The following is a 24,692-nucleotide window of genomic DNA, read 5'->3' as shown; positions in this document are numbered from 1 at the left end:
AATTTGCGGCAGCTCCTGTAAGGGTTTTCAACCGAGCAACTCGCGCAGGCGATACCAGAACATGCCGAGGGCCAGCAGTGGTGAACGCAGGACTTTTCCACCGGGGAAGGTCATGTGCGGCACGGCGCTGAAAACGTCCAGCCCCTTGCTGTGTCCGGCATGAATCGCTTCGGCCAGCAGCCGTGCGCACCAATGGGTCACGTTCAGGCCATGACCGGAGTAACCCTGGGCGTAGAATACGTTCGGGTACTGGCTCAAGCGCCCGGCCTGGGGGAAACGGTTGGCCGTGATGCCGATCATGCCGCCCCATTGATAGTCGATGCGCACATCCGCCAACTGCGGGAAGACCTTGAGCATTTTTGGCCGCATATAAGCGCCGATATCCTCTGGATCGCGCCCGGAATAATGGCAGGCACCGCCGAACAACAAGCGTCGATCCGCCGAGAGCCGATAGTAATCGAGGCCGACTTTCTGGTCGCACAGCGCCAGGTTCTGCGGGATCAATTGCGCGGCAACCTCAGGAGCCAAAGGCTCGGTGGCGATGATGTAGCTGCCCGCCGGTAAAACCTTGCCGCTCAGGTGTGGTTCGAGTTCTTCCAGGTGCGCGTTGCAGGCCAGCACCAGACTGCCGGCGCGTACCGTGCCGCCGGCACAGCGAATCTGCACGGTGCTGCCGTGAATCAACTCCAGCACCGGGCTTTGCTCGAATATTCGCACCCCGAGGGACTCGGCAACGCGCGCTTCGCCAAGCACCAGGTTCAGCGGATGCAAATGCCCCGAACCCATGTCGATCAGGCCGCCGGCATAAACATCGGAGCCCACCACTTGCTGGCGGATCTGCTCGGGGCCGACAAGTCGGGTTTCATGGGCGTAACCCAGTTCGGCGAGGCTTTGCAGTTCAGCCTTGAACGCCGCGAACTGCGCCGGGGTGTTAGCGAGTTCGCAGAAACCCCAACGCAGGTCGCAATCGATCCCATGCTCGCGGATGCGATTGCCCACCAGTTCGACTGATTCGATGCCCGCACGCTCCAAATATCGAACGCCGTCCTGACCGACATATCGGGCGAAACCGCTGACGTCATGGCCGATGCCGCGAATCAGCTGCCCGCCGTTACGCCCGCTGGCGCCCCAGCCGATTCGCCGGCCTTCGAGCAGAATCACCGAGAGCCCGCGTTGCGCCAGTTCGATCGCGGTATTGACCCCGGTAAAGCCGCCGCCCACCACGCAGACATCGGCCTCAAGATCGGCGTCCAACGTGGGGTAGGGTGTCATGCCCTTGGCCGATGCGGCGTAATAGGAATGAGCGTGTTCGTTGTCATACTGGTTCATTGGTTGGACTTCACTTTGCTCCAGGACCGGGTCATCAGCCGCATGATCGCCTGAGGCGGGGTGGTTGAGATGTAGAGTTTGTCGAGGACTTCCTGAGGAGGATAGACCTCTGGATTATTGACCAGCTCCGGGTCCATGTATTGCTTGGCCGCCGGGTTCGGATTGGCGTAACCGACCGAGGCGCTGACCTTGGCGATCACTTGCGGGTCCAGCAGGTAGTTGATGAAGGTATTTGCCTCTTTCGGGTTGTTGGCGTCGGCAGGAATCGCCAGCAAGTCGAACCAGAGGTTGCTGCCTTCCTTGGGAATCGAGTAGGCGATGTTCACGCCATTCTTCGCTTCCTTGGCCCGGTTTGCGGCCTGGAACACATCGCCCGAATAGCCGAACGCGACGCAAATATCGCCATTGGCCAAGTCCGACACGTACTTGGACGAATGAAAATAGGTGATGTAAGGCCGGAGGGTCAGCAGTTTAGCCTCGGCTTTTTTAAAGTCTTCGGGGTTCTCGCTGAGTGGGTCCATGCCCATGTAGTTCAGGACCGCCGGGAACACTTCATCCGCCGAATCCATCATCGACACGCCGCACTGACTGAGCTTCTTCAGGTTCTCCGGTTCGAAAAACACTGCCCAGGAATCGATGCGATCGATGCCCAGCACCTGCTTGACCTTGTCGACGTTGTAGCCAATACCGTTGGTGCCCCACAGGTACGGCACCGAATGTTCATTACCCGGATCGTTTTTTTCCAGCAAGGCCAGCAGTTTCGGGTCGAGGCTTTTCCAGTTGGGCAACTGCGAGCGATCCAGTTTCAGGAACGCGCCGGCCTTCACCTGACGTGCGAGAAAATGGTTGGAGGGCACCACCACGTCATAACCCGTGCGGCCGGCGAGCAGTTTGCCCTCCAGGGTTTCGTTGGAATCGAACACGTCGTAGATCACCTTGATCCCGGTTTTCGCCTGGAAGTCGACGAGGGTGGTCTCGCCAATGTAATCGGTCCAGTTGTAGACGTTCACACTTGGCTGAGCTTGTGCAGTGGCGCTGAACAGCAAGGCCAGCGAGACCGGAACCACGGATTTCAATAGATGCATATCGACACCTCTTTTAATTGTTTTTTGATGTTGATCGTTCCCACGCTCTGCGTGGGAATGCCTCAACGGACGCTCCGCGTCCGCTTCTGGGACGCAGAGCGTCCCGGGCTGCGTTCCCACGCAGAGCATGGGAACGATCGAGTGCTAGACACTAAGCAGCAGGAACTCCCGCTCCCAGGAGCTGATCACGCGCTTGAAGTTTTCGTGTTCGGCCCGCTTGACCGCGACGTAACCGCGGACGAATTTGCTCCCCAGATAACGCTCGATGGTTTCGCACTCTTCCATGCGCGTCAGGGCGTCCTCGATGGTGATCGGCAGGCGCAGATTGCGCCGCTCGTAGGCGCGGCCCTGCACCGCGGCGCTCGGTTCGACCTTCTCGACCATGCCCAGATAACCGCACAACAGGCTCGCGGCAATTGCCAGATAAGGGTTGGCATCGGCGCCCGGCAAGCGGTTTTCCACGCGCATGGCGTCCGGGGTGGAGGTCGGTACGCGCAGGCCGACGGTGCGGTTTTCTTCGCCCCATTCAACGTTGACCGGCGCCGAGGTGTCGGGCAGGAAGCGGCGGAACGAATTGACGTTGGGCGCGAACATCGGCAGCACTTTGGGAATGTACTTTTGCAAGCCGCCGATGTGGTGCAGGAACAGCTCGCTCATTTGCCCGTCGGCATCGGCGAAAATCGGCTGGCCGGTGGCGATGTCCACCACGCTTTGATGGATATGCATGGCGCTGCCGGGTTCGTCACCGATGGGTTTGGCCATGAAGGTCGCGGTGACGTTGTGCTTGAGTGCCGCTTCGCGCAGGGTGCGTTTGAACACGGTGATCTGGTCTGCCAGGTCGAGCGCATCGCCGTGACGGAAGTTAATTTCCATCTGCGCCGGGCCGTCTTCGTGGATCAGCGTGTCGAGGTCCAGGCCCTGGAGTTCGCACCAGTCGTAGACGTCTTCAAACAGTGGGTCGAACTCGTTGGCGGCGTCAATGGAAAACGACTGACGACCGCTTTCCGCACGGCCCGAGCGTCCCAGTGGTGCCTTGAGCGGCAAGTCCGGGTCTTCGCAGCGTTGGGTCAGGTAAAACTCCATTTCCGGCGCGACAATCGGCTGCCAGCCTTTGTCGGTGTAGAGCTGCAGGACTTTCTTCAGCACGTTGCGTGGCGACAGTTCGATGGGATTGCCGAACTTGTCGAACGTGTCGTGGATCACGATGGCGGTCGGCTCGATGGCCCATGGAATGACGTAAACCGCGTCGGAAACGGGCTTGCAGACCATGTCGATGTCGGCCGGATCGAGCAGGTCGTAGTAGATGTCGTCGTCGACAAAGTCCCCGGTTACCGTTTGCAACAGCACACTTTCCGGCAGGCGCATGCCTCGCTCATGCAGGAATTTGTTGGTGGGTGCAATCTTGCCGCGAGCGATGCCGGTCAAGTCGCTGACCACACACTCGACCTCGGTAATCTTGTGATCTTTCAGCCACGTGAACAGCTGATCGAAAGGGACATTCATAAAGACCTCGTTGTTGGTTTGATTAACGCCGGGGAGGGCGGCTTCATCCTCCGGACACTTCCCCTGTGGCGCGTTGACGACTATCTTGGGCGAGCCTTGCCGTTCCATCTATCCACTTTAAACAGCACAAAGCGCACCAAAAGAGTGCGTAGGGCGCCCCATGACAGCGTGCAATCCGTTACAGGTTCAAGCCTTCAACACCGCCGACGTGGCTGAGCAAATCCGCGCCACACCGGGTTGGGTGCAGCACTATCAGCAGATGTCCCCGGGGCATTTCGCCGGGCGGGTGCGCTATCTGGATTTGCAAGGCGTAGAGATTTACGAGGAACAGATGAACACCCGGGTCGAGCAGAATTTCAGTGCCCCGGAAGGTGCGCTGGCGTTCTGTTTCGATCGCAACGACAACTCGCTGTACGTGTTGAACGGTGAAAGCCGCAACATCTGGATCACCCCGGAGAACTACCAGGAAATCGCCGTGGTGTTCGGTCCGGAATTCGTTCAGCGGCATCGCCTGGACGTGGCGCGGCTCGAAGGCTTGTTCATGTCGCCGCTCAATTCAGGCCAGAACGCGCTGTTCAGCCGCTGGTTGAGCGGGACGTTGACGCGGCTGACGCAGACGCTGGATCCGCCGAGCAAAGAGGCGTTGACCCAGCAGCTGTTAGAGGACTGTTTGTACATTCTCGATAACGCTTGTGTGTGCCTTGATCGCGCAGGCTTGCAGCGCCGGGCGGACGAGCGAACGATCATGAAGCGCGTCGCCGAATGGGCCGCCGATACACCGGAAGAGACCCTCAATTTGCTGGAGCTGTCCCAAGTGGCCGGGGTTTCGCTGCGTCAGTTGCAGCATGCATTCAAGGCGTATACCGCAATGACACCCACGCATTGGTTGCGCTTGCGTCGGCTCAACAGCGCGCGCCGTGAGTTGCTCAGGCGAACGGCCGGGGAAACGACGGTCGCGCAAGTGGCGATGGATTGGTCGTTCTGGCATTTGGGACGGTTTTCCAGCAGTTATCGAGCGTTGTTCCAGGAGCTTCCCAGTCAAACGCTGGCCCGCAAATACAGTGAGTGTCAGTGATCGGGTTGACTGACGCCTGGATTTCGCCGCCGCTGATCGATTAGATAAACCATCAGGCAGGCATAGAGCGTGAGGAGGATAAACAGCCCCATGCGCACGGCGAAGGCGGTATAGACGTCCTTCCCGGCGAGGCTGTCCTGAACCGATTGACCCAGCAGGATGATCAGCGTGACCAGACTGTTGAGCCAGAACCCCGGGGTTTGCCGGGTCGGGCTCAGGGCATAGAGCTTGCGTGCCAACAGTAAGCCGAACAGGAGCATCCACAGAAAGAACATCCACAGGTGGACAAACAGGCTGAGCGCGCACCAGAACACAATCGCCAATAGCCCCCCCATGAAGGTCGAACCGACCAGTTCATGAGCAGCGTTGCGCGCCGTTGTCGTCGAACTTTGTTGGCCAAGGCTGACCGCTTTCAAAATGATCGGCAGATAGGTCGGGTCGATCAACGCCAGCAGAAACGCAGGTAACACGATCAGGGTGGCACGTAGTGCAATCCTGCTCACCTCCTGCGCCGATAGAGCGGCGGCCGCGGGTGGGGAAGGTGCATTGGGCGGGTCGGGAAATAGCCAGTGACTGAACGCCAAGACGATGACGACAAGGATCAAACTCTTGACCAAGGCACCGATGACCATCAACGCCAGATCGAACTCGGCGACACCGGCCGAGGAAATCATGGTCAGGCCGATGATCAGAAAGGTCATGATCAAGTTATTACCACCACGCAACCCAAAGCCAAAGGCCAGGAACAGACACACACCGATCAGCAGCACGCCACTGAAGGGGTAGTAACGCAGGACAGGGATCAGCAACAAGCCGATGCCGGTAGTCAGCATGGCGACCAGAGCCAGTATCAGTCCGGTCCTGAAGGGCAGAGGCCGATTGAGCGAGGCCAACAGCAACACGGCGAGCACCGGCGCGAGAAACGGGATCGGCAACCCCAGGCCGAAGCTGATGGCCAGGCACAGCGCCGTGCCTGTGGCCAGACGTAGCGCGCGCTGTACCCGAGGCGTGCGCTTGGCAGGCACGCCCTTAATAGGCATAGCTCAGCCAGCTCATTAGCCACACAAACAAACGCCCAAGCAGGTTCAGCGGATTGCCTTGGGTAGGGAACGCCATCACTTCAGCCTGCCCACCGGCACGGATGGCTCGGATGGCGCGGCTGTCGCGCAGCGTGTTCATGGAGTCCTCGGAAAACTCGATGATCACCGGAAAACGCTGGGCCGGGCGCAACCAATCGCGGCTGTTCTGCACAGAGGGGAGGCTACCGGGTGCAGTGGGCTGACCGACGCTGACACCGTAGCCGACACTGCGCACACGGCCCTCGAAAACCTTCCCCGGCATGGCATCCAGAACAATCGAAACAGGGGTGTCGACCTCGACCAGGCCGAGGTTGTTTTCGGTCATGTCCGCGCTGATCCATACATCGTGGATGGCAATCAGGGTCATGACCGGGCCGCCGGCGGCGGCGAACTGTCCGACATCGGTGCGCAGATCGGTGATCAGTCCCGCCGACCGTGCGCGTATCTGCGTGTTGGACAAGTCCAGTTCGGCTTTTGACAATGCCGTGGCGGCGCTACGCAACAGCGCGTTGTCTTCTTCGCTGCCGCCTTCCTGTTCCCGGGCCCGCTGGACTTCGGCACGGGCTGCGGCGACCTGACTGACGGCCTGTTCACGGCTGGCTCGAGAGACTTCGAGCAGACGCACGGAAATGGTGCCGGGGTCTTCGCGGTACAAGCCTTCAAGACGCTGATTGTCCTGCCGCGCCTTGAGTTCATTGGCCTGGGCGGCGCGCAAATTGGCTTGAGCCGAAGCAATACCGGCGGTGCTGGCACCGATCTGTCGGCGTGTCGATTCGAGGTCCGCGCGTGCACGGTCGACGGCTATTTGATAGGGCTGCTGATCCACTTCAAACAGCACATCGCCCGCCTTGACGTCCTGATTGTTGCGCACATTCACACGGGTCACCCGGCCGGCCACTTCGGAGGCCACCGGAATGACAAAGGCACCCACCCGAGCCTGTTGCGTATACGGGGTGAAATGGTCAGCCAACAAATACCAGGCCAGGCTCAGGACAATCAGCAGCATCACCCATCTGATGCCTTTCTTTGCAGGATCGGCAGCAGGCTCGGGCGTCTTGGGGGAGGGCGCCTCAGTGACGGGCGGCGAGGGTTCAGTCATCGACTTTGACCTTCTGGTTCGGGATAGGAGGCTTGCGAAGGGGCCGACTCTTTCAGCAGGTTGCCCCAATCGGTGCGTTGTTCCATTTGCTGGCGAGTGTTTTTATCGACTGTCGGCTGGGCGCTGTACCACCCACCGCCAAGGGCTTTGTACAGAGCGATCAGGTTACTTACGGCATTGCTGCGGCTGACCAGGTAATTGTCCTGCTGTTCGAGCAGTGCGCGTTGAGCATCCAGCACGCGCTGGAAGTCCGAGTAACCTTCCCGGTATTGGGTGCTGGCCAGGCTCAACGAACGCTTGGCCGCGATCTGCGCTTCACCCAGGATGCGCTCGCGTTCCAGTGATTTGATCAAACTGCTGGCGGCATCATCGGCCTCCCGTGCGGCCTGGCGGACTTTGTCGCGATACACCTCGATCAGCTGCTGCAACCGCGCATCCTGTACACGCACGTTGTTGCTGATCTGGCCGTGGTCAAACAGGTTCCAGCGCAAACTGGGGCCGCCGATCAGGTCCAGGCTGTTGGAGGTGCCGCTCAGCGTGTCGGTCGTCCAGACGATGCTGCCCAGCAAGGTCAGCGACGGATAGAAGTCGGTTTCCGCCACACCGATCAGAGCCGACTGGGCGGCGACATTCAGTTCGGCTGCACGTATATCCGGTCGACGCAACAGCAGGCTGGCCGGTACGTCTTGCAGCACAGCTCGGTCAACCAGCGGGATCAACCCCGGGTTCTCGAGCAGTTGGGGCAGGGCGCTGGGCGGTTGTCCGGTCAGCACAGCCAAGGCATTACGGGTGCGCAGTACTTGCGCCTCAAAATCCGGAATGCTGCTCAAGGTGCCCAGGTACTGGGTCTTGGCTTGTTGCAGGTCGAGTTCGGCGCTCTGGCCACTGTTGAACAATTTTTCAGTGATTTCAAAGTTGCGCTTTTGCTGCTCGGCGTTTTCTCGGGCGACGCGCAAACGCGCTTCGGTGGTGCGCAACGAAAAGTAAGTGTCGGCCACCTGAGCACGCAGCAGTACAAGTATGTCTTCATAGTTGGCTTGAGCCGCGAAGTAACTGGCATCGGACGATTCGATGGCTCGACTGAAACGCCCCCAGAAGTCCAGTTCCCAACCGACGTCAAAGCCCGCGCTGTGTTGCCAGAAGTGGCTGTCTTGCGGGTTGTTGCCGCCGGACTGCTTGCGGTTGAAGTACAGGCTGTCGGCGCTGGCCTGTTGCAGTTGCGGATAGCGCCCGCTTTGCGCAATACCCAACCGGGCACGGGCTTCCATGACGCGAAGGCCGGCGATTTTCAGGTCTGAATTGTGAGCGTCCGATTCGGCGATCAGCGCGTCGAGGACCGGGTCGGCGAACACTTGCCACCACTGGCGAAGGTCGGGATTCAGGCTTCGTTGGCTGGCCTGCTCGAGCGCAGGGCTGCTCCAGAGTTTTGTCCAGGCCTCGCCTGGGGCCTGAAAATCCGGCCCCAGACGGACACAGCCGCCAAGGCCAAGGGCGACCAGCAGAAGCAGCCGACCCGAGCGCGTCAGCATCGTTGCACTGATAGTAGATCTTGGGAAAACGTCATCCGAACATCCCCAATATTGAATGCCTGGGCAAGATTCTGTAGGAGCGAGGCTTGCCCGCGAAGAATGCACCGCGGTTTTTAAGGTATTACGCGTCATCGTTCTTCGCGGGCAAGCCTCGCTCCTACAGGATTTGGTTTCGCTTAGGTTAGTACAGCCCGGAGAAATACAAGGCGATGTCGGATGATCATGGGATCGGCCAACTGCTACGCTTCTGAAGATCTATTAATCCCGGCCAGAAAAGAAGGTTAAGAAGACCATGAGCAACCCTCAGGACAACAATGCACCCAGTTCCGCTGGTTGGCGCTTCAAACTGGGCATCGCGATTATCTGTTTGATGCTGGGATCCTGGCTGATGGTGCCTCTCGCTGCCGCTGCGGATGTATCAGGTTCAAAGATCGCGGCGCTGACAGGCGTGTTGTTTATCAGTAACAAGATTCTGTTGATTCTCGCCATTGCGATCATGGGCAAATCCGGCTTTCAGCAACTCAAGCGCAGCATGTTTGGTTACGTCTCCACGCTTGCACCGACAGACCAGGAAGTAGGCCCGGCTCGTCACAAAATTGGCATCGTGATGTTTTGCCTGCCGCTGATCTCGGGATTTCTCGAACCTTACATAGACACTCTTTGGCCGGGGCTGAGACCGAATCTGTGGCAGGCCCAGGCGCTGGGCGATGCCATGTTGATCGGCAGCTTTTTCGTGCTGGGGGGCAATTTCTGGGACAAGGTACGCGCCTTGTTTATTCGCACGGCACGCGTCGTTAATACGAGTACGGTGTGAATCGCGGTTAACGAGAAATGATCCCGTGATCGATCGCGTACTTTACGAGGGCCGCGGGTTTGTCGATGTTGAGCTTGCGACGGATGCTCAGGCGATGGGTTTCTACCGTCCGGACGCTGATATCCAGTTCGCGAGCCATTTCCTTGTTGTTCAGACCTTGGGCCATCTTATACAGCACCTGACTTTCACGCGGCGTCAGCTCATTGTCGGTACTTTTATCGGCGATGAGCCGTTGCGCGATTTCGGCACTGTAGAACGTTCCACCACTGACAATGGCTTCGATCGCCGCAATGATTTCCCGTGAAGGCGCGTTCTTCAGCACATAGCCACTGGCACCCGAGCGAACGGATTCACTGACGTATTCATAGTTGTCGTACATGCTCAGTACCAGCACTTTGAGCGACGGGTACTGGCTGCGTAACAACCGGGTCAGCTCGAGGCCGTTGATGTCCTTCAGACTGATATCGACCAGCAACAGATCCGGCTGGCAGCGGCCGACCATTTCAATGGCATCGGCGCCATTCTCGGCTTCTCCCACCACTTCCAGCGGCGCCATGACCGCCAGCAGCGATTTGATTCCGTCACGGACCAGGGAGTGATCGTCGACCAGGGCGACGCGGATCGGGTAGGGCAGGTTCATCGCAGGCATTCACTCTAATTGTTATGGGGTGAGTCAGCGTTCTGTACCGGGCAGCTTCATCGGCAGCAGCACGTCGAGCTCACTTCTTCCCGGCATCGATGTCAGGTCGAATCGACCGCCAAAATGCTCGACACGTTCACGAATATTGCGCAGGCCAATGCCGGCGTGACGACGTTCAACCTGGGCGACGTTGAAACCGATACCGTCATCGACCACCGTCAACCGTACGGACTTTTCAGAGCCGTGCAGGGTAATAATGACGTGTTTTGCCTGTGCGTGGCGTTCGATATTGGTCAGGCCTTCTTGCACGATACGAAACAACGAGACAGCAGCGCCATCGACCAAATGACAGTCGAATTCGTTATCGTTGAAGGTCACGACCAGACCGCTGCGTTGCTCGAATTCTGCGGCGAGTTGACCGATTGCCGCTGGCAGGCCGAGGGTATCGAGCAGCGACGAACGCAAATCATGAGAGAGGCTGCGAACTTCGCCAATTGCGTCTCCGAGACGCTGCGTGGCGTCTCTTAAAATGCCCAATCCCTTGTCTTGTCCATTCTCCAGCACATGGCTGGCCAGTTCGAACTGAAACTTGATCGACACCAGTAGCTGGCTGATGCCGTCGTGTAGCTCTCGGGAAACCCGGGATCGTTCTTCCTCCTGCAGGCTGACAATGCGTTGAGTCAGGCGCTGGAGTTTTTTGTCGGCCAGGCGATGTTCGCTGACGTTCAGCGTCATACCGCTGGCGAAGACAAACAACACCGCCACGAGGGCCACCACGGCAATCGCCAGCATGGTTTTGCGGATGCCCTGAGCCACCTCGGCACGCGCTTGCTGGGTGGCGCGTTCAACGTCTTCAAGGTAGATGCCGGTGCCGAGCATCCAGCCCCAACGGTCCAGCATCACCACGTAGGCAAGCTTGTCGGTCACCTGGCCGGAAGAGGGTTTGTTCCAGGCGTAACGTTGAAAGCCTTCGCCTGATTGCGCACTTTTGAGCAACGCCTGGATCACTGGTAAACCGTGAGGGTCGGTCATGTCCCACAGGTATTTGCCCACCAGCTCTGACTGGCGCGCATGCATCAGACTGCGACCCTCGTGGTCGTAGACGAAAAAATAGCCATTGATGCCAAAGCTGAGCTTGCGCAGTTCTTCCAGCACTTGTTGCTGCGCGCGCTGATCACCCCGACCTTCGTCGTACAGCGGTGCGATCAGGCTTTGCGCCATTTCGACGTAATTTTTCAGCTCTGCGCGTTTGCTCGCCAGAATGCTGTCTTCGATCAGCTGCGCCTGTTGATCACCCAGTTGGCGGTTCAGGGAAATCACCAGCGCGCAAATGACCGCGATCGCCAACACCAGCGGCAGAATCCCGAGCGCGACGATTTTGTGTTTGAGCTGCATCTCTACTCCTGGCCAGACCGAGGGAAGGCGAAGGCCCGGCATCATATGCCAAAGATACGCGCTGTAGGAGCGAGCTTGCTCGCGAATGCGGTGTGTCAGCGATGTCTATGTTGACTGTGCTGCCGTCTTCGCGAGCAAGCTCGCTCCTACAGGAGATCAGCGGCATCTACGTAGAACTACGTAGATGCCACGTACGTAGTAACGCGGATTTATTTGTCGACAGCATGGGCGGATATTGGGCCCGCTCCGCACAGCGGACACAATTATAAAAATTACCGCCGCAGCCACTGGCTGTCGGCAGGAGACACGCTATGCCCCGTCTGGCTAAACACCTCGCCTGGTTTGCCGTGGCTGTCCTGGGAGCGTTTGCGCTGAGTGTCGTGGCCCTGCGCCGCGGCGAAGCCATCAACGCCCTCTGGATCGTAGTCGCAGCAGTCGCTATCTATCTCGTTGCCTACCGCTATTACAGCCTGTTCATCGCCACCAAGGTGATGCAACTCGATCCCAATCGAGCCACTCCCGCCGTACTCAACAACGATGGTCTGGACTACGTGCCGACCAACAAACACGTGCTTTTCGGCCACCACTTCGCAGCCATTGCCGGCGCAGGACCGCTGGTCGGCCCGGTATTGGCGGCGCAGATGGGCTACCTGCCCGGTACGCTGTGGCTAATTGCCGGGGTGGTGCTGGCCGGTGCGGTTCAGGATTTCATGGTGCTGTTCCTGTCCACCCGCCGCAACGGCCGTTCCCTGGGCGACATGGTCCGTGAAGAAATGGGCCGCATCCCCGGGACCATCGCGCTGTTTGGCTGCTTCCTGATCATGATCATCATCCTCGCGGTGCTGGCGCTGATCGTGGTCAAGGCCCTGGCCGAAAGCCCGTGGGGCATTTTCACGGTGATGGCGACCATCCCGATCGCGATGTTCATGGGCATTTACATGCGCTACATCCGCCCGGGTCGCATTGGTGAAATCTCGGTAATCGGCGTGGCATTGCTGCTGGGTTCGATCTGGCTGGGCGGGCAGATTGCCGCCGATCCGGTGTGGGCCAAAGCCTTTACCTTCACCGGAATCCAGATTACCTGGATGCTGATCGGCTACGGTTTTGTGGCGGCAGTGTTGCCGGTGTGGCTGATCCTCGCTCCGCGTGACTACCTGTCCACTTTCCTGAAGATCGGCACCATCGTTGCGCTGGCGATCGGCATTCTGATCACCATGCCCGACCTGAAAATGCCGGCATTGACCCAGTTCATCGACGGCACCGGGCCGGTGTGGAAGGGCGGTCTGTTCCCGTTCCTGTTCATCACCATTGCCTGTGGCGCGGTGTCCGGTTTCCACGCACTGATTGCTTCCGGCACCACGCCGAAACTGCTCGCCAGTGAAGGCCATGCCCGTTACATCGGTTATGGCGGCATGCTGATGGAATCCTTCGTCGCCATCATGGCCATGGTGGCTGCGTCGGTGATCGAGCCCGGCGTGTACTTTGCGATGAACAGCCCGGCGGCCCTTGTAGGCTCCGATGCTGTTTCGGTGGCTCAGACGGTCAGCAGTTGGGGTTTTGCAATTACCCCGGAAGCGCTGCAAGCGGTGGCCAAGGACATCGGCGAAACCACCATCCTGGCCCGTGCCGGCGGTGCGCCGACCCTGGCGGTCGGTATCGCACAGATCCTGCACCAACTTCTGCCGGGTGAAAACACCATGGCGTTCTGGTACCACTTCGCGATCCTGTTCGAAGCGCTGTTCATCCTGACCGCCGTCGACGCCGGCACCCGTGCCGGTCGATTCATGCTGCAGGACTTGCTCGGCTCCTTCGTGCCAGCGCTCAAACGCACCGAGTCCTGGACCGCCAACCTGATCGCCACCGCCGGTTGCGTGGCGATGTGGGGTTATCTGCTATACCAAGGCGTGATCGACCCGCTGGGTGGCATCAACACCTTGTGGCCGCTGTTCGGCATCTCCAACCAGATGCTGGCGGGTATCGCATTGATGCTGGCAACCGTTGTGCTGATCAAAATGAAACGCCAACGCTACGTCTGGGTGACCATGCTGCCAGCGGTGTGGCTGCTGATCTGCACCACCACCGCAGGCTTCATCAAACTGTTCGACGCCAACCCGGCCATCGGCTTCCTGGCGCTGGCGAAGAAGTACAGCGATGCGTTGGCCAATGGGCAGGTCCTGGCGCCGGCCAAAAGCATCGAGCAGATGCAGCATGTGATCTACAACGCCTACACCAACGCCACGTTGACCGCACTGTTTTTGCTTGTGGTGTTCAGCATCCTGTTCTTTGCACTCAAGGTCGGCATTGCTGCCTGGGGCACCAAGGAACGTACGGATAAAGAAGCACCATTCCAGGCTCTGCCGGATGCTTGATGGAGGAGGGTGCCCATGTTCAATGACCTGAGTCGCCTTGGTAAATACCTCGGTCAGGCTGCACGCTTGATGGTTGGCATGCCTGACTACGACACTTACGTTGAGCATATGCAAACCAAACACCCGGACAAACCGCTGATGAGTTACGAGGTGTTCTTTCGCGAACGTCAGGAAGCTCGTTACGGCAGCAAGGCGGGACCGAAGTGCTGTTGATGCGAAACATTTAAGCGGCATTTTGCTTTAGGAGCCCGGCCTGCCGGCGATAGCGATCTTCGAGACGCTACCGTCGGCAAGCCGGGCTTTTTTGTCGCTGTGCTTTTCAGGCTCGGCTCTAAGGTATCGCATAAACCTTGAACAGCTTTTTGTCCGTGTCGGTAATGCCTTCCAGGTAGGTGCCGTATGCCTGCTCGATCTCGCCCGATCGATACATTTCACTCAGCGCGGTGTCGACCAGCAAACGAAAATCTTCATCGTCTCGATCCACCGCCATTGCAGTCGGCGAGTACTCAAAAACTCGATCCAGAAGGACCAGATTTCCTGCGGAATGGTTATTGGCGAGGAGATTTTTCAGCATCATGCGCTCGGCGAAGAAGGCATCGGCTTTGCCTTCGGCGACCAGTTTGAGGCCTGCTTCAGTGTTCTCGACTGTGACCAGGGTGGCCACCACGCCGAGTAATCGCATTTTCTGACGGATCCATGCCTCGGTGACTCCGCCAGCGGTGGCAGCATAGGTTTGGTTGGACAGCCCATGGTTGACGGTCGCACGCCAGGTCGGTCCGGTATGGGCTACTTTGCCGTTTAGTACATTGAGCAACGCTTCTGGTGCTTCCTGGCGCACCACTGCCGAGAGGCCGGCCGTGTAGATCGGCACCGAAAAACTCACACGCTTGCGACGCTCCAATGTGGGTGGCGTCGGCGTACAGAGGATGTCGATCTCGCCCGAGCTCACGGCACTCATCTCGTCGTTGATGGAGACGGGGCGGTAACGTACCTGCAACGCGGGCAAACCCAGCTCGGTCTTGATCTTGTCGGCGACCTTCAGACAAAGCTCGATCGCATAACCGCTGGCTTTGTCGCCTTCCTGGACGCTAAAAGGTGCGAAGTCCGGCAGATAACCGAGGGTGAAGGTATTGCTCGCCCGCACACGTTCAAGGGTATTGGCACCGGCCAGTACCGGCACCATTGTGAGCAGGCAGACGAACAGCAAGTTAGTGGCTTTGGTCAGTTGTACGTTCATATCCTGGCGCCCCGCATTCGGATGTCTGTGCTGTCCTGAAGATTACAGCTAAGGATTGCCGGCCCTGGTCTGAGCGGTTGGAGACGCATCGACAAAACGCTTGGAGAGGAAACCATAGAGCAGGTAGCCGAATGTAAGGACAATGAGGCCACCGAATACGGCATCCTTGCCGCAGGCATAAAGGGCGTACAACGAATAGGCTACGGCGATCAGCAATAGCGTCGTGTTGCGGGTGTAGACCCCTGCGCTGACTTTGGCTTTGTACATCATGACCAGCAGGCCGGTGGCGGCTGTCACGTATGGGATCAGGTTGGTCACTGCCGCCAGGCTGACGAGCTTTCCGAACTGGGCGCTGGCATTGGGCGAGATGGTCGACAGCGCCATCAAGGTCTGCAAGACGCCGCAGACGAGCATGCCGACAATGGGCGCATCCTGTGCGCTGACCTTGCTGAACAATTTCGGAAACATCCCTTGGTCAGCGGTCATCTTGGCCGTTTGCGCCAGGGTGAACTGCCAGCCCAGTAGCGAACCAACACAGGCCATCACTGCCAGCGCCATGACGATGTTGCCGACTGTGGGGTTGAACATATGTGCATAGACGAGCGCGAAGGGGGCCGAAGAGTTGGCCAGTTCGGCATTGGGTATGATGCCTTGAATGACCGTAGTCGACAGCACATAGACCACTGCCGCACCCAGCGTGCCGAACAGGCAGGCCAACGGTACGGTGCGCTTGGGATCTTCCACGGCATCGGAGGCCTGCGCCGCCGACTCCATGCCGAGGAACGCCCACAAGGTCAGGGGAATCGCCTTACTGATCGCGTCGGAGATCGGCAGGTCGTTGGGATTCCAGGCGGCAATCAGCACATCGGGCTTGAACCAGAACCAACCGATGATGCTCAAGCCAGCCACCGGGATGATCACACCCCACACGGTAATCGCACCGATCTTGCCGGTGATACCGGGGCCACCGAAGTTGGCCGCGGTGGTCAACCAGAGCAGGCCAACCGTACCGATGAACAGAGGAATGGCGCCACTGCCCAGCCAGGGCACGAACGATGTCATGTAGCCCACCGCGGAGATGGCGACGGCCACGTTGGCGATGCCCAGCGAGAGGAAGTACAGATACGAACAGAGGAAGAAGCCTGATTTGGCATGCGCCTCTTCGGTGTAGGCAGACAACCCGCCTGAGCGCAGACAGTAGATGCCGCACTGGGAAAAGCAGTACGCGATGGCCATGGAACCGACGGCAGTGACGACCCATGACAGCAACGAAACAGCCCCGAGTTGGGCCATGCTCGTCGGCAACATGATGATGCCCGACCCCATCATGTTCACCGTCACCAGTGTGGTAAGCCCCATGAGGCTCATTTTCTTGCTTGAGTCGGCCATCGGAAACCCCTTGATCTGCTCAACACATTGACCATAGCCCTGATTGTCATGCTCAAGGTCCGGAAAGTGCCCATCGAACAGTTTTATCGCCAGGTAGGCTCATCGAAGATGGCTTTTGGGGTTCTGAACAGCAAAAAAAAATGGCCGACATGGTATGACTCCAAAGCAGGAGACTTGAGACAACAAGCTGACTTTGTTTGCTGTTCAATCATCTGATTTAGATCAATCAACGGTCATTGCAGGGGGACTTTTTCTTAGCTGGCTCTGTCACATGTACATACATACAAAACACATATGAGGTTTACATGTCCAAGCTCGCAGAGTTCCGTCAACTCGAAAAACATCTGGCTAAACAGCTCCAGGCGCTCGAAGCACTAAAAGGTGATGCAGGCCTTCAAAAGGAAATTGATTTCGAAAAGAAGCTGCGTGATTTGCTAGCCAAATACGGCTATAGCCTGAAAGACGTGATCAATCTTCTTGAGCCACAAACTGGCCGTCGCGCATCAGCAACCGCGCCGAAATCCGGCACGCGCAAGCCGCGCCAGGTGAAGATCTACAAAAATCCAAACACTGGCGAAGTCGTCGAGACCAAGGGCGGCAACCAGAAGACACTGAGGGAATGGAAATCTAAATTCGGCTCCGCCACTGTCGAGTCCTGGCTTACCAAGTGAGTTTGATTTGAGTACAAAAAAGGCCCGAGGAGGGCAATGCCAGTCAGTTAAGCGAGTAAACCGCTTTTCGTAGGAGCCAGGCTTGCCGGCGAAAGCGCTCTTAAGGACGCCTTCGCCGGCAAGCCTGGCTCCTACGAAGTCCGATTTGCCCTTAACTGACTGGCATTGCTTTTTGTAGCTCATACGGGCTAGTGCCTGTGAGGCTTGACCGTATTTTCACGGGCAAGCTCAATACACTTCATTGCCAAAATAGTTGTCGGGTCGATCAACGCCACTGTATGTTTTTTTATCTTGTAAGCTTCGCTATGTTCGAGCACCAGAGGCAACTCTGTACATCCCAAGATCAGCACATCAGCGCCCAGCTCACATAAGTGCTCTGCGGCGGTTAGAAGCTGGTCTTTGCATATGCCCTCAGTGAAACCCGCTTTAACGCCATGATCCCCATAAATCGACTCCATGACCAACACTTGGTAATCCACGCCAGGGGTGATGACGTGAAGTCCTGCTCGCCGGGCTGCCTCGTGATAGACCTGACTTTTGATTGTGCCGGACGTCGCTAGCAGCCCTATGGTTTTGCCAGCACCGTATCGCTGAACGATAGCCTCAACTGTCTCGGTCAACATATTCACTATGGGTACACGCAGGTGCGCCTGGATGCGCTCGACGAAGGCGTGAGCCGTGTTGCACGGAATCGCAATGGCATTGGCTCCAGCGCTTTCAAGACGTTTGCATGTTGCATACATCGCCATTGTCGGGTCGGTGTCGTCATACAGCAGGTTGGCTGTGCGATCAGGAATCTGCGGGTTTTGTTCGACCACCATTTTAATGTGCTCTTGATCTCGGCCTGCCGGTGTATGCGCAACAACTTTACCCATGAAGTCGACTGTTGCTGCCGGCCCAACTCCGCCAACTATCCCTAATTTGAACGGCGGACGAGTCAACTGCCCGCTTTGCGACGTCGCGAAACCGGCATAAATCTCGTTGATGTCCAGAGCTGTGATGCCTCGCCGTTGCAGATCACCACAGATCAATGAGAACTCAGTCATACCCGGCAATATGACTGTGGCTCCCTGATCCTGAAGCGAAAGGCACGCCTGATAAGCACACTCTAGCGGCACCCCGTCGAGGTACCCGTCTTTGATGCCGTTGACGCCATACATCGCGTCCATCAATCCGGACTGCTCGCTATCATCTGGATACACGAGTTTGAAGTCATTGCCGAAATAGCGCTCAAACAGCCCGGAGTGCCGAACATAGTCGGACGCGATAATTCCCAACGTACTGCCGCGTTCAGCGACGTGATCAATATGCTTGCTTAACGCAGCCATCATATCCAGGACGGGTATGCCTATTTCCTCCTGAATTTCCTCCCGAAAGGTGTGACTGGCAAAGCAAGGTAGTAAAACGGCATTTACTTCGCTTGCCTCGAATGTCTGACAAACCTGAAAAACGTAGAACTTCCTGGAGGTCATGTTAGCGCCCCGGTCCAGGGGCATCAGGACGTCTTTGAAGGGGTGCTGCTCAAACAGAAAGTGATAGCGACCTTGATCCTCCAAAACAGCTCTGGACTTCACCAATTTGTAGAAAAGATCGCCGCCGGCCAGTGAGCCAAGTCCGCCGACGATACCTAGTTTGCGAGCAAACGATGACCCGCTGGACGGCTTCGATTTACCTTTCATGTTCAGGTTCTCAGGCGGTGGCTGCAGTATGAATCGGGAGCGGAGATTTCGTGCCGGGCGCTTCTTCAACTTCTTCATGTGGTTCTGATTTGGCAACCACAGCCGTCGCGATGCTATTGCCAACTACGTTGGTGGCAGTCCTGGCCATATCAAGGAATTGGTCAATGCCAAGGATTAGCAAAATACCGGCTTCGGGAAGATTGAACATGGGTAACGTAGCCGCCACCACAACCACCGATGCTCGGGCTACACCGGCCATTCCCTTGCTGGTAATCATCAGCGTCAGCAAGATGAGCAGTTGCTGTGTGAAGCTCAAGTCAACGTTGTAGGCCTGAGCAATGAACATGATGGCGAACGCTTGATACATCATTGAACCATCAAGGTTGAATGAGTAACCCAGCGGTAGAACGAAGCTGGATACGCGCTTCGGCGCACCAAACTTCTCCAGTGCCTCCATGGTTTTCGGATACGCGGACTCGCTACTTTCACGCACGGCTGAAAATGTCGCGGGTGTCGTCGCTGAGATCCAGGCGGCGGGCGGCATCGCCCTCGGAGTAGTCTGTGATATCGCCGATCCGGATCAGATCAAAGCTGCTGTAGAAAAGGTCGTGGCTATGTATGGGCGGATCGATATTCTTGTGAACAATGCCTTCGACCCCTCGGTTGTCTTTTCATCGGTTCTCGATCTGTCGACCGAGCAATTGCAACGCAATTTAGAAATGGGGCCGATTGCCTATCTACGGACGATGCAAGCCTGCTACCCACACCTCAAAGCCAGCGGAGAGGGGAGGGTCATCAACTTTGCCTCGCTGGCCGGTGTCATCGGCCTGCAGGGATACGCCCCTTACAACATGGCGAAGGAGGCGGTGCGCGCCTTGACTCGCTCGGCGGCAAGGGAGTGGGGCGCTGACAAGATCACGGTAAACAATGTCATGCCGGTTGCAGACACTTGGGGTACTGCGGCCAATGCGCCCGCACCCACTAACGTACTTGGCCGTTATGGATCACCCGAAGAGGACATTGCGCCGGTCGTGCTATTCCTCGCCAGCAAGGATGCACAACTCCTGACGGGTTACAGCCTGACGCCGGACGGTGGCCAAATCATCGACAGCGCACGGTGATCGTCACGTCCAACCTGCGTGCGCATGCTCCCCCGAACCACAAGATATGCCTTGGCGTGTCTTGTGGTTATCAAGCGATGTTCGCCGCGGCAAGAGGCTCCCGCGAGGCTGCGCGTGCAGCCAGGAAGGCAAGAACGGCCGCCACGCCCAGCACAGCGGCGCTCAACTCGAAGGTCGCTCGATAGCCGCTCAAGTCAAAGACCAGCCCGCCAACGGTTGCGCCAGATGCGATTGCCAGTTGGATGATCGCTACCATTAAGCCGCCTCCCGCTTCGGCAGCGTCTGGCAACGTTCTCGCCAGCCATGTCCACCATCCCACGGGCGCTGCAGTCGCAACCAGTCCCCAGAGGCCAAGCAAGACAGTCGTGGTGGCCGCCGAGCTACCGAATGAAACAAGCGCCAGTGCAATCACCGCCATCAAGATCGGGATGACGATGAGGGTTCGATGCAGTCCATTTTTCAAGAAGGCTTCAATCAGGAAGGTTCCTGCGAGGCCCGCAATACCCAGGACGAGCAACATCAACGACAGCATGGAAACACTGACGTGCGTGACCGTTTCAAGGAACGGGCGCAAATAGGTAAACAGCATGAACTGGCCCATGAAAAACACGCTGACCGCCACCATACCTAACGCGACCGGCGTGGTTTTCATCAATTTGAAGACGTTGCCAGTGCCTGAACCGCTTTGCGATTTCATCGGTGGAAGGCTTAACAACAGCCATATACAAGCGACTATCGCGACTGGGATGACGCACAAGAATGCACCGCGCCAGCCAATCAGGGCGCCAAGAAAACTACCCAATGGCGCAGCAATAACCGTCGCCAAAGCGTTGCCGCCGTTGACGATTGCCATTGCGCGAGTGATCTGGTCGTCAGGCACCAGGCGCATGGCGGTTGCCGCCGACAATGACCAGAAGCCACCTATCGCAATACCGATCAGCGCGCGGCCGATCATGAACACCCAGTAGTTCGGGGCGAACGCGACGACTGTTCCAGAAAGGATCATCAACAGTGCGAGTGAAAGGAGCAGCGGTTTGCGGTCGACCCGCGCAGCCACCGATGCGATCAGAAGACTGGTGAACAAGGCAAACAGCCCCGAAACGGAGATTCCCTGGCCGGCTTGTCCCTCGGTGACGTGTAGATCTGCGGCAATCGGTGTCAGCAGGCTGACGGGCATGAACTCCGATGCCACCAGCACGAAGGCGGCGAGCGACATGGCGAATACGGCGCCCCATGATTTATGGGGCACCGGGAGGAGGTGATCAGTCATTGGTTGGATCCTGCATTGCGCGAAGCGTCGTAGCCCCGAGGACGAGGCTACGAGAGAAGTGATGCCCGGCCAGGGCACCGATCAGGCTACTTCAGGTTGCTTTTGAAGAACGTGGTCAACTTGGCGAATGGAATGAGGTTGACCCGGTCGTAGAGATCGACGTGTCCGGCATCTGGAATAATGAGCAACTCTTTAGGCTCGGCAGCCCGCTTGTAGGCGTCCTCACTGAACTCGCGTGAATGTGCCTGGGCGCCGGCAATAAACAGCAGCGGGCGAGGGGGGATAGTCTCGATGTCATTGAACGGATAGAAGTTCATGAACTTCACGTTGCTGGTCAGCGTCGGCATGGTGGTTGTCTGCGGTGATGCGCCGGCCGGAGTGACTTCACCTCGGTGGGTGCGATAGAAATCGTAGAACTCGTCACCCACGGCATTGCCGGTCAGTTTGAGCGGCGTGCCGCCGGTGTAGCGGATTTCGCCACCCTGGAACTCGGCATAGCGCTGTTCGGTGGCGTCGCGAATGATCTGCTGGCGTTGTTCCGCAGTCACTGCGTGTTTGAGACCGTTACGGTTGGCCGCACCCATGTCGTACATGCTGACGGTAGCGATGGCTTTCATGCGCGGATCAATCTTGGCCGCACTGATAGCGAAGCTGCCACTGCCGCAGATGCCGAGGACGCCGATTCGCTCAGGATCGACAATTGGGTGAGTGCCGAGAAAGTCCACGGCGGCACTGAAGTCTTCTGCGTAAATATCGGGCGAGACGGCCTGGCGAGGCGTGCCCTCGCTCTCGCCCCAGAAGGACAAATCCAGGGACAGTGTGACAAATCCTTGTTCGGCCATTTTGGTAGCGTACAAGTTCGCACTCTGCTCCTTCACCGCCCCCATTGGATGGCCGACGATGATGGCGGCGTTCCTGGATTTGGGGGCGAGGTCTTTCGGGGTGAACAGGTTGCCCGCCACCTTCATACCGTATTGATTTTTGAAGGTGACCTTTTCAACGGTCACTTTCTCGCTTTTATAGAAGTTGTCCGCGCCGTTTGACATATCGGCTCCCATTGAAGAAAAAGAGGTAACGAGAAGCCCCAGGGCAAGAAAAATTCCTTTCACCGGATAGTCCTTTCGATTGAGTTGTAGTTTGCTGGAGTGTTTTGACCCAAGTGCTTAATCAGCCAACATGGCGTTGTCGATCAGGAAGCGATACTTGACGTCATGGGAGATTCCTCAATGGGTGTGTCGGATCAACATTCTCCGGCTCTGCCCATACTCCCTGTAGTGCATTCCGCTGGATTACTTGCCTGATTCTATGAGTCTCTGTTTTTTTGCAGGACGGTCGTGAACTGGCGAGTTAGAGTTCAGCGAAGAGGTACAAGACGAACATGACGATCATGACGATCAAACACAACACCGCGCCTCAACAGACATCGCCGCAAGAAACGCTTGCGCAGATCATCAGCGCGCAGATTCCGAAACCAGGTGATTACGGAACGCCCATTACGGGCCTCGGCTTCTTCAGGCGCGAACATCCATCGCCGCCCGTCGTCTGCATGGTCGAGCCAAGCATCATCCTCGTCGCCCGGGGTGAGAAACAGCTCTGGGTAGGCGGCGAAGGCTACCCGTATGACACGTCGCGATTTCTGATCACCTCATTGGACTTGCCTGCCAATTCAGAAGTGCTGGCGGCAAGCCCGGAACAGCCATGCCTGGGACTGACTTTGAAGCTCGATCTGCGCATGCTGGCTGAGCTGATAGCACAAAGTGACCTGCCGCCAACCCGTGATCGCTCAGTTGCGAAGGGGGTAGGAATTGGTTCAGTGACCCCTGCAATGCTGGCGTCATTCGAGCGCTTATTGGCACTGCTCGATGAGCCGGAGTCCATTCCTGTTCTGGCCCCCTTGATTCAACGCGAGATTCACTACCGTCTCTTGCAAAGTGATCAGGCGAGTCGGCTACGACAAATAACTTCTGTCGATGGCCAAGGTTATCGGATCGCCAAAGCCATCGATTGGCTAAAGTTGAATTACACCTCAGCGCTTCGCGTCGATGAACTTGCGGCCCGAGTGCAGATGAGCACTCCGACCTTTCACCACCACTTCCGCCAACTCACCACAATGAGCCCATTGCAGTACCAAAAATGGCTGCGACTGAACGAGGCGAGGCGATTGATGCTCAATGAACATCAGGACGTATCCAGTGCGGCTTATAAGGTCGGATATGAAAGCCCGTCCCAGTTCAGCCGCGAATACAGCCGTCTGTTTGGCGTCCCCCCCAAGCGGGATATTGCGGTGTTGCGAGGGCAGGGGTAGCTATAGAGTCAAGCCGACGAATCCAGGCTTCATTACGAGCCTTTTTATCGAGGTCTGATGGTTCTTCAAGATTAGGCTCCATAGGCGTAATGATTTCTCGCACTGGCGCGCGGTCACTTGCTCACGCTTTTAAACACTTTTGAGATAAAACGACTAAACAACCATTTAGCATAGTTATAATCTATCGATTCGATTTTAATAATAGCCATAGTATTTTGAGGAGGGCAATCCATATGACCAACAGTGAGCTCAACATTCAAATTCCCAACGCTGAAGCAGTAATCGCCGCATTGGCTCTGGAGCCTCATATGGAAGGCGGTTTCTACCGAAGAACCTTTCAATCTGATCTCCACGCTATGGTCGAGATCAATGGCGGTCAACGTCACTTGATGACTTCAATTTATTACTTGCTGACCAAGGATTCGCCGATCGGTCATTTCCACCTGAATCAATCGGACATCGTTCATTACTACCATTTGGGAAACCCGATTCAGTACAGACTGATTTTTCCAGACGGCACGTTGAATACTGTGGTGATGGGCAGCGACGTTATCGCAGGGCAATGTTTGCAGCTGCATGTACCTGGTGGTGTCTGGAAAGCTTCGCAGCTAATGAATGGTTTGGCTGAATACGGTTTGATCAGTGAAGCGGTTTCACCAGGGTTTGATTTTGCAGATATGGAGCTGGGTGATCGGCAGCAGCTTAGAGAGCAGTTTCCCGAGCATGCGGAGCTGTTTGGAAAGCTGACGCAAGGATGAGAGGCTTGGGTGAATCCAGGGCTTCAAAATCTGCGTACAACCGGTCTAATCTTGAAATATATTGTTACGTGTAATGTATATTATGTTAAACGAGGTGTCTGGATGGAACTTCTCTAACTGTTCATTTCCGCGATTCTGTGTCGGTTTTTTCACGAACCTGTGTTGACTGGTTTTTCATGAGATTAGACAACCCTCTTCAGAGTCACGCTAAGATGTCGAATGCAGACCTACTCTCTTCCCTACTCTTCAAGATCAATCAAAACCAGATCGCACTTGAGGCTGCCATTATGGACCTGACGCTGTAGGTCTCCGCATCATGTGCTAACGTGCGCGAGTGTTCACTTA

The 24,692-nt window shown here is 57.1% G+C and carries 21 protein-coding genes and 1 pseudogene; 8 read left to right on the top strand and 14 right to left on the bottom strand.

All coding sequences use genetic code 11. The annotated features are described in order from the left end of the window. Positions 1-27: 27 nt before the first annotated feature. The 3 genes from CKW20_RS17235 to CKW20_RS17225 all read right to left on the bottom strand — a co-directional run bounded on the left by CKW20_RS17235 (position 28) and on the right by CKW20_RS17225 (position 3,917). A complete protein-coding gene (locus tag CKW20_RS17235; RefSeq protein ID WP_095054001.1) occupies positions 28-1,329 on the bottom strand; it encodes an FAD-binding oxidoreductase in 1,302 nt (433 codons plus the stop codon). After that, complete coding sequence (locus tag CKW20_RS17230; RefSeq protein ID WP_095054000.1) at positions 1,326-2,414, bottom strand: polyamine ABC transporter substrate-binding protein; 1,089 nt, start codon at positions 2,412-2,414, stop codon at positions 1,326-1,328. Before CKW20_RS17230 ends, CKW20_RS17235 begins: the two co-directional genes overlap by 4 nt. A 144-nt stretch (positions 2,415-2,558) precedes the next feature. After that, entirely contained in the window at positions 2,559-3,917 is a 1,359-nt protein-coding gene (locus tag CKW20_RS17225) for a glutamine synthetase family protein (protein ID WP_095053999.1), read from the bottom strand. Positions 3,918-4,077: 160 nt separating this feature from the next. Between CKW20_RS17225 and CKW20_RS17220 the strand changes: the two genes are divergently transcribed. Then, the gene (locus CKW20_RS17220; RefSeq protein ID WP_095053998.1) at positions 4,078-4,992 is read left to right on the top strand and encodes a helix-turn-helix domain-containing protein; all 915 of its coding nucleotides are present in this window, start codon (positions 4,078-4,080) and stop codon (positions 4,990-4,992) included. On the opposite strand, the gene CKW20_RS17215 is transcribed toward CKW20_RS17220, so the two are convergent. Genes CKW20_RS17215 through CKW20_RS17205 form a run of 3 tightly spaced genes read right to left on the bottom strand, consistent with a single transcriptional unit; the run spans position 4,986 to position 8,699 of the window. Continuing rightward, positions 4,986-6,032 carry a DUF2955 domain-containing protein gene (locus CKW20_RS17215; protein WP_095053997.1) on the bottom strand — a complete coding sequence of 349 codons (1,047 nt, stop codon included), beginning with the start codon at positions 6,030-6,032 and terminating at the stop codon, positions 4,986-4,988. The genes CKW20_RS17220 and CKW20_RS17215 overlap by 7 nt on opposite strands. Further along, the gene (locus CKW20_RS17210; protein ID WP_095053996.1) at positions 6,022-7,170 is read right to left on the bottom strand and encodes an HlyD family secretion protein; all 1,149 of its coding nucleotides are present in this window, start codon (positions 7,168-7,170) and stop codon (positions 6,022-6,024) included. Before CKW20_RS17210 ends, CKW20_RS17215 begins: the two co-directional genes overlap by 11 nt. After that, on the bottom strand, positions 7,167-8,699 hold the full coding sequence (locus CKW20_RS17205; RefSeq protein WP_095053995.1) for an efflux transporter outer membrane subunit: 1,533 nt from the start codon (positions 8,697-8,699) through the stop codon (positions 7,167-7,169). Before CKW20_RS17205 ends, CKW20_RS17210 begins: the two co-directional genes overlap by 4 nt. Before the next feature lie 292 nt (positions 8,700-8,991). On the opposite strand from CKW20_RS17205, the gene CKW20_RS17200 reads away from it, so the two are divergent. Beyond that, on the top strand, positions 8,992-9,513 hold the full coding sequence (locus tag CKW20_RS17200; RefSeq protein WP_095053994.1) for a transporter suffix domain-containing protein: 522 nt from the start codon (positions 8,992-8,994) through the stop codon (positions 9,511-9,513). A 7-nt stretch (positions 9,514-9,520) separates the two neighbouring features. Here CKW20_RS17200 and CKW20_RS17195 read toward each other — a convergent pair whose 3' ends face one another. Then, a complete protein-coding gene (locus CKW20_RS17195; RefSeq protein WP_018925859.1) occupies positions 9,521-10,153 on the bottom strand; it encodes a response regulator transcription factor in 633 nt (210 codons plus the stop codon). A gap of 33 nt (positions 10,154-10,186) precedes the next feature. Further along, positions 10,187-11,548 (bottom strand): cache domain-containing protein, encoded by a 1,362-nt coding sequence (locus tag CKW20_RS17190; RefSeq protein ID WP_095053993.1) that lies wholly within the window; start codon positions 11,546-11,548, stop codon positions 10,187-10,189. Between the two features lie 311 nt (positions 11,549-11,859). Here CKW20_RS17190 and CKW20_RS17185 point away from each other — a divergent pair, with 311 nt between their 5' ends. Beyond that, on the top strand, positions 11,860-13,917 hold the full coding sequence (locus tag CKW20_RS17185) for a carbon starvation CstA family protein (protein ID WP_095053992.1): 2,058 nt from the start codon (positions 11,860-11,862) through the stop codon (positions 13,915-13,917). 15 nt (positions 13,918-13,932) lie between these two features. Beyond that, positions 13,933-14,130, top strand: coding sequence for a YbdD/YjiX family protein (locus CKW20_RS17180; RefSeq protein WP_008069978.1), 198 nt, complete (start codon positions 13,933-13,935; stop codon positions 14,128-14,130). Between the two features lie 118 nt (positions 14,131-14,248). On the opposite strand, the gene CKW20_RS17175 is transcribed toward CKW20_RS17180, so the two are convergent. Both CKW20_RS17175 and potE read right to left on the bottom strand, forming a co-directional pair. Beyond that, positions 14,249-15,154: an amino acid ABC transporter substrate-binding protein gene (locus CKW20_RS17175; RefSeq protein ID WP_095053991.1), complete on the bottom strand. Its 906-nt coding sequence runs from the start codon at positions 15,152-15,154 to the stop codon at positions 14,249-14,251. A 48-nt stretch (positions 15,155-15,202) separates the two neighbouring features. Beyond that, on the bottom strand, positions 15,203-16,543 hold the full coding sequence (potE, locus tag CKW20_RS17170) for a putrescine-ornithine antiporter (RefSeq protein WP_095053990.1): 1,341 nt from the start codon (positions 16,541-16,543) through the stop codon (positions 15,203-15,205). 305 nt (positions 16,544-16,848) lie between these two features. On the opposite strand from potE, the gene CKW20_RS17165 reads away from it, so the two are divergent. Further along, on the top strand, positions 16,849-17,214 hold the full coding sequence (locus tag CKW20_RS17165; protein WP_095053989.1) for a histone-like nucleoid-structuring protein, MvaT/MvaU family: 366 nt from the start codon (positions 16,849-16,851) through the stop codon (positions 17,212-17,214). 188 nt (positions 17,215-17,402) lie between these two features. On the opposite strand, the gene CKW20_RS17160 is transcribed toward CKW20_RS17165, so the two are convergent. Together CKW20_RS17160 and CKW20_RS17155 are read right to left on the bottom strand one after the other, a co-directional pair. Beyond that, on the bottom strand, positions 17,403-18,893 hold the full coding sequence (locus tag CKW20_RS17160; RefSeq protein WP_095053988.1) for an amino acid racemase: 1,491 nt from the start codon (positions 18,891-18,893) through the stop codon (positions 17,403-17,405). A 10-nt stretch (positions 18,894-18,903) separates the two neighbouring features. Next, positions 18,904-19,377, bottom strand: a pseudogene (locus CKW20_RS17155) (dicarboxylate/amino acid:cation symporter); the annotation flags it as partial. Between CKW20_RS17155 and CKW20_RS17150 the strand changes: the two are divergent. Next, on the top strand, positions 19,349-20,014 hold the full coding sequence (locus CKW20_RS17150) for an SDR family NAD(P)-dependent oxidoreductase (RefSeq protein ID WP_256585067.1): 666 nt from the start codon (positions 19,349-19,351) through the stop codon (positions 20,012-20,014). The pseudogene CKW20_RS17155 and the gene CKW20_RS17150 overlap by 29 nt on opposite strands. A 70-nt stretch (positions 20,015-20,084) precedes the next feature. Here CKW20_RS17150 and CKW20_RS17145 read toward each other — a convergent pair whose 3' ends face one another. Both CKW20_RS17145 and CKW20_RS17140 read right to left on the bottom strand, forming a co-directional pair. Then, positions 20,085-21,284, bottom strand: coding sequence for an MFS transporter (locus tag CKW20_RS17145; RefSeq protein ID WP_095053987.1), 1,200 nt, complete (start codon positions 21,282-21,284; stop codon positions 20,085-20,087). A gap of 86 nt (positions 21,285-21,370) precedes the next feature. Beyond that, positions 21,371-22,330, bottom strand: a complete 960-nt coding sequence (locus tag CKW20_RS17140; protein WP_371857437.1) for an alpha/beta hydrolase — start codon at positions 22,328-22,330, stop codon at positions 21,371-21,373. Between the two features lie 341 nt (positions 22,331-22,671). Between CKW20_RS17140 and CKW20_RS17135 the strand changes: the two genes are divergently transcribed. Then, the gene (locus tag CKW20_RS17135; protein ID WP_095054061.1) at positions 22,672-23,589 is read left to right on the top strand and encodes an AraC family transcriptional regulator; all 918 of its coding nucleotides are present in this window, start codon (positions 22,672-22,674) and stop codon (positions 23,587-23,589) included. 233 nt (positions 23,590-23,822) lie between these two features. Next, positions 23,823-24,347, top strand: a complete 525-nt coding sequence (locus tag CKW20_RS17130) for a cupin domain-containing protein (protein WP_095053985.1) — start codon at positions 23,823-23,825, stop codon at positions 24,345-24,347. The last annotated feature ends 345 nt before the right edge of the window (positions 24,348-24,692 follow it).

The sequence above is a fragment of the Pseudomonas sp. Irchel s3b2 genome (assembly GCF_900187445.1).
Taxonomy (GTDB): domain Bacteria; phylum Pseudomonadota; class Gammaproteobacteria; order Pseudomonadales; family Pseudomonadaceae; genus Aquipseudomonas.
The sequence above is the reverse complement of the archived record's forward strand: the minus strand, read 5'-3'. Positions and strand labels throughout refer to the sequence as shown.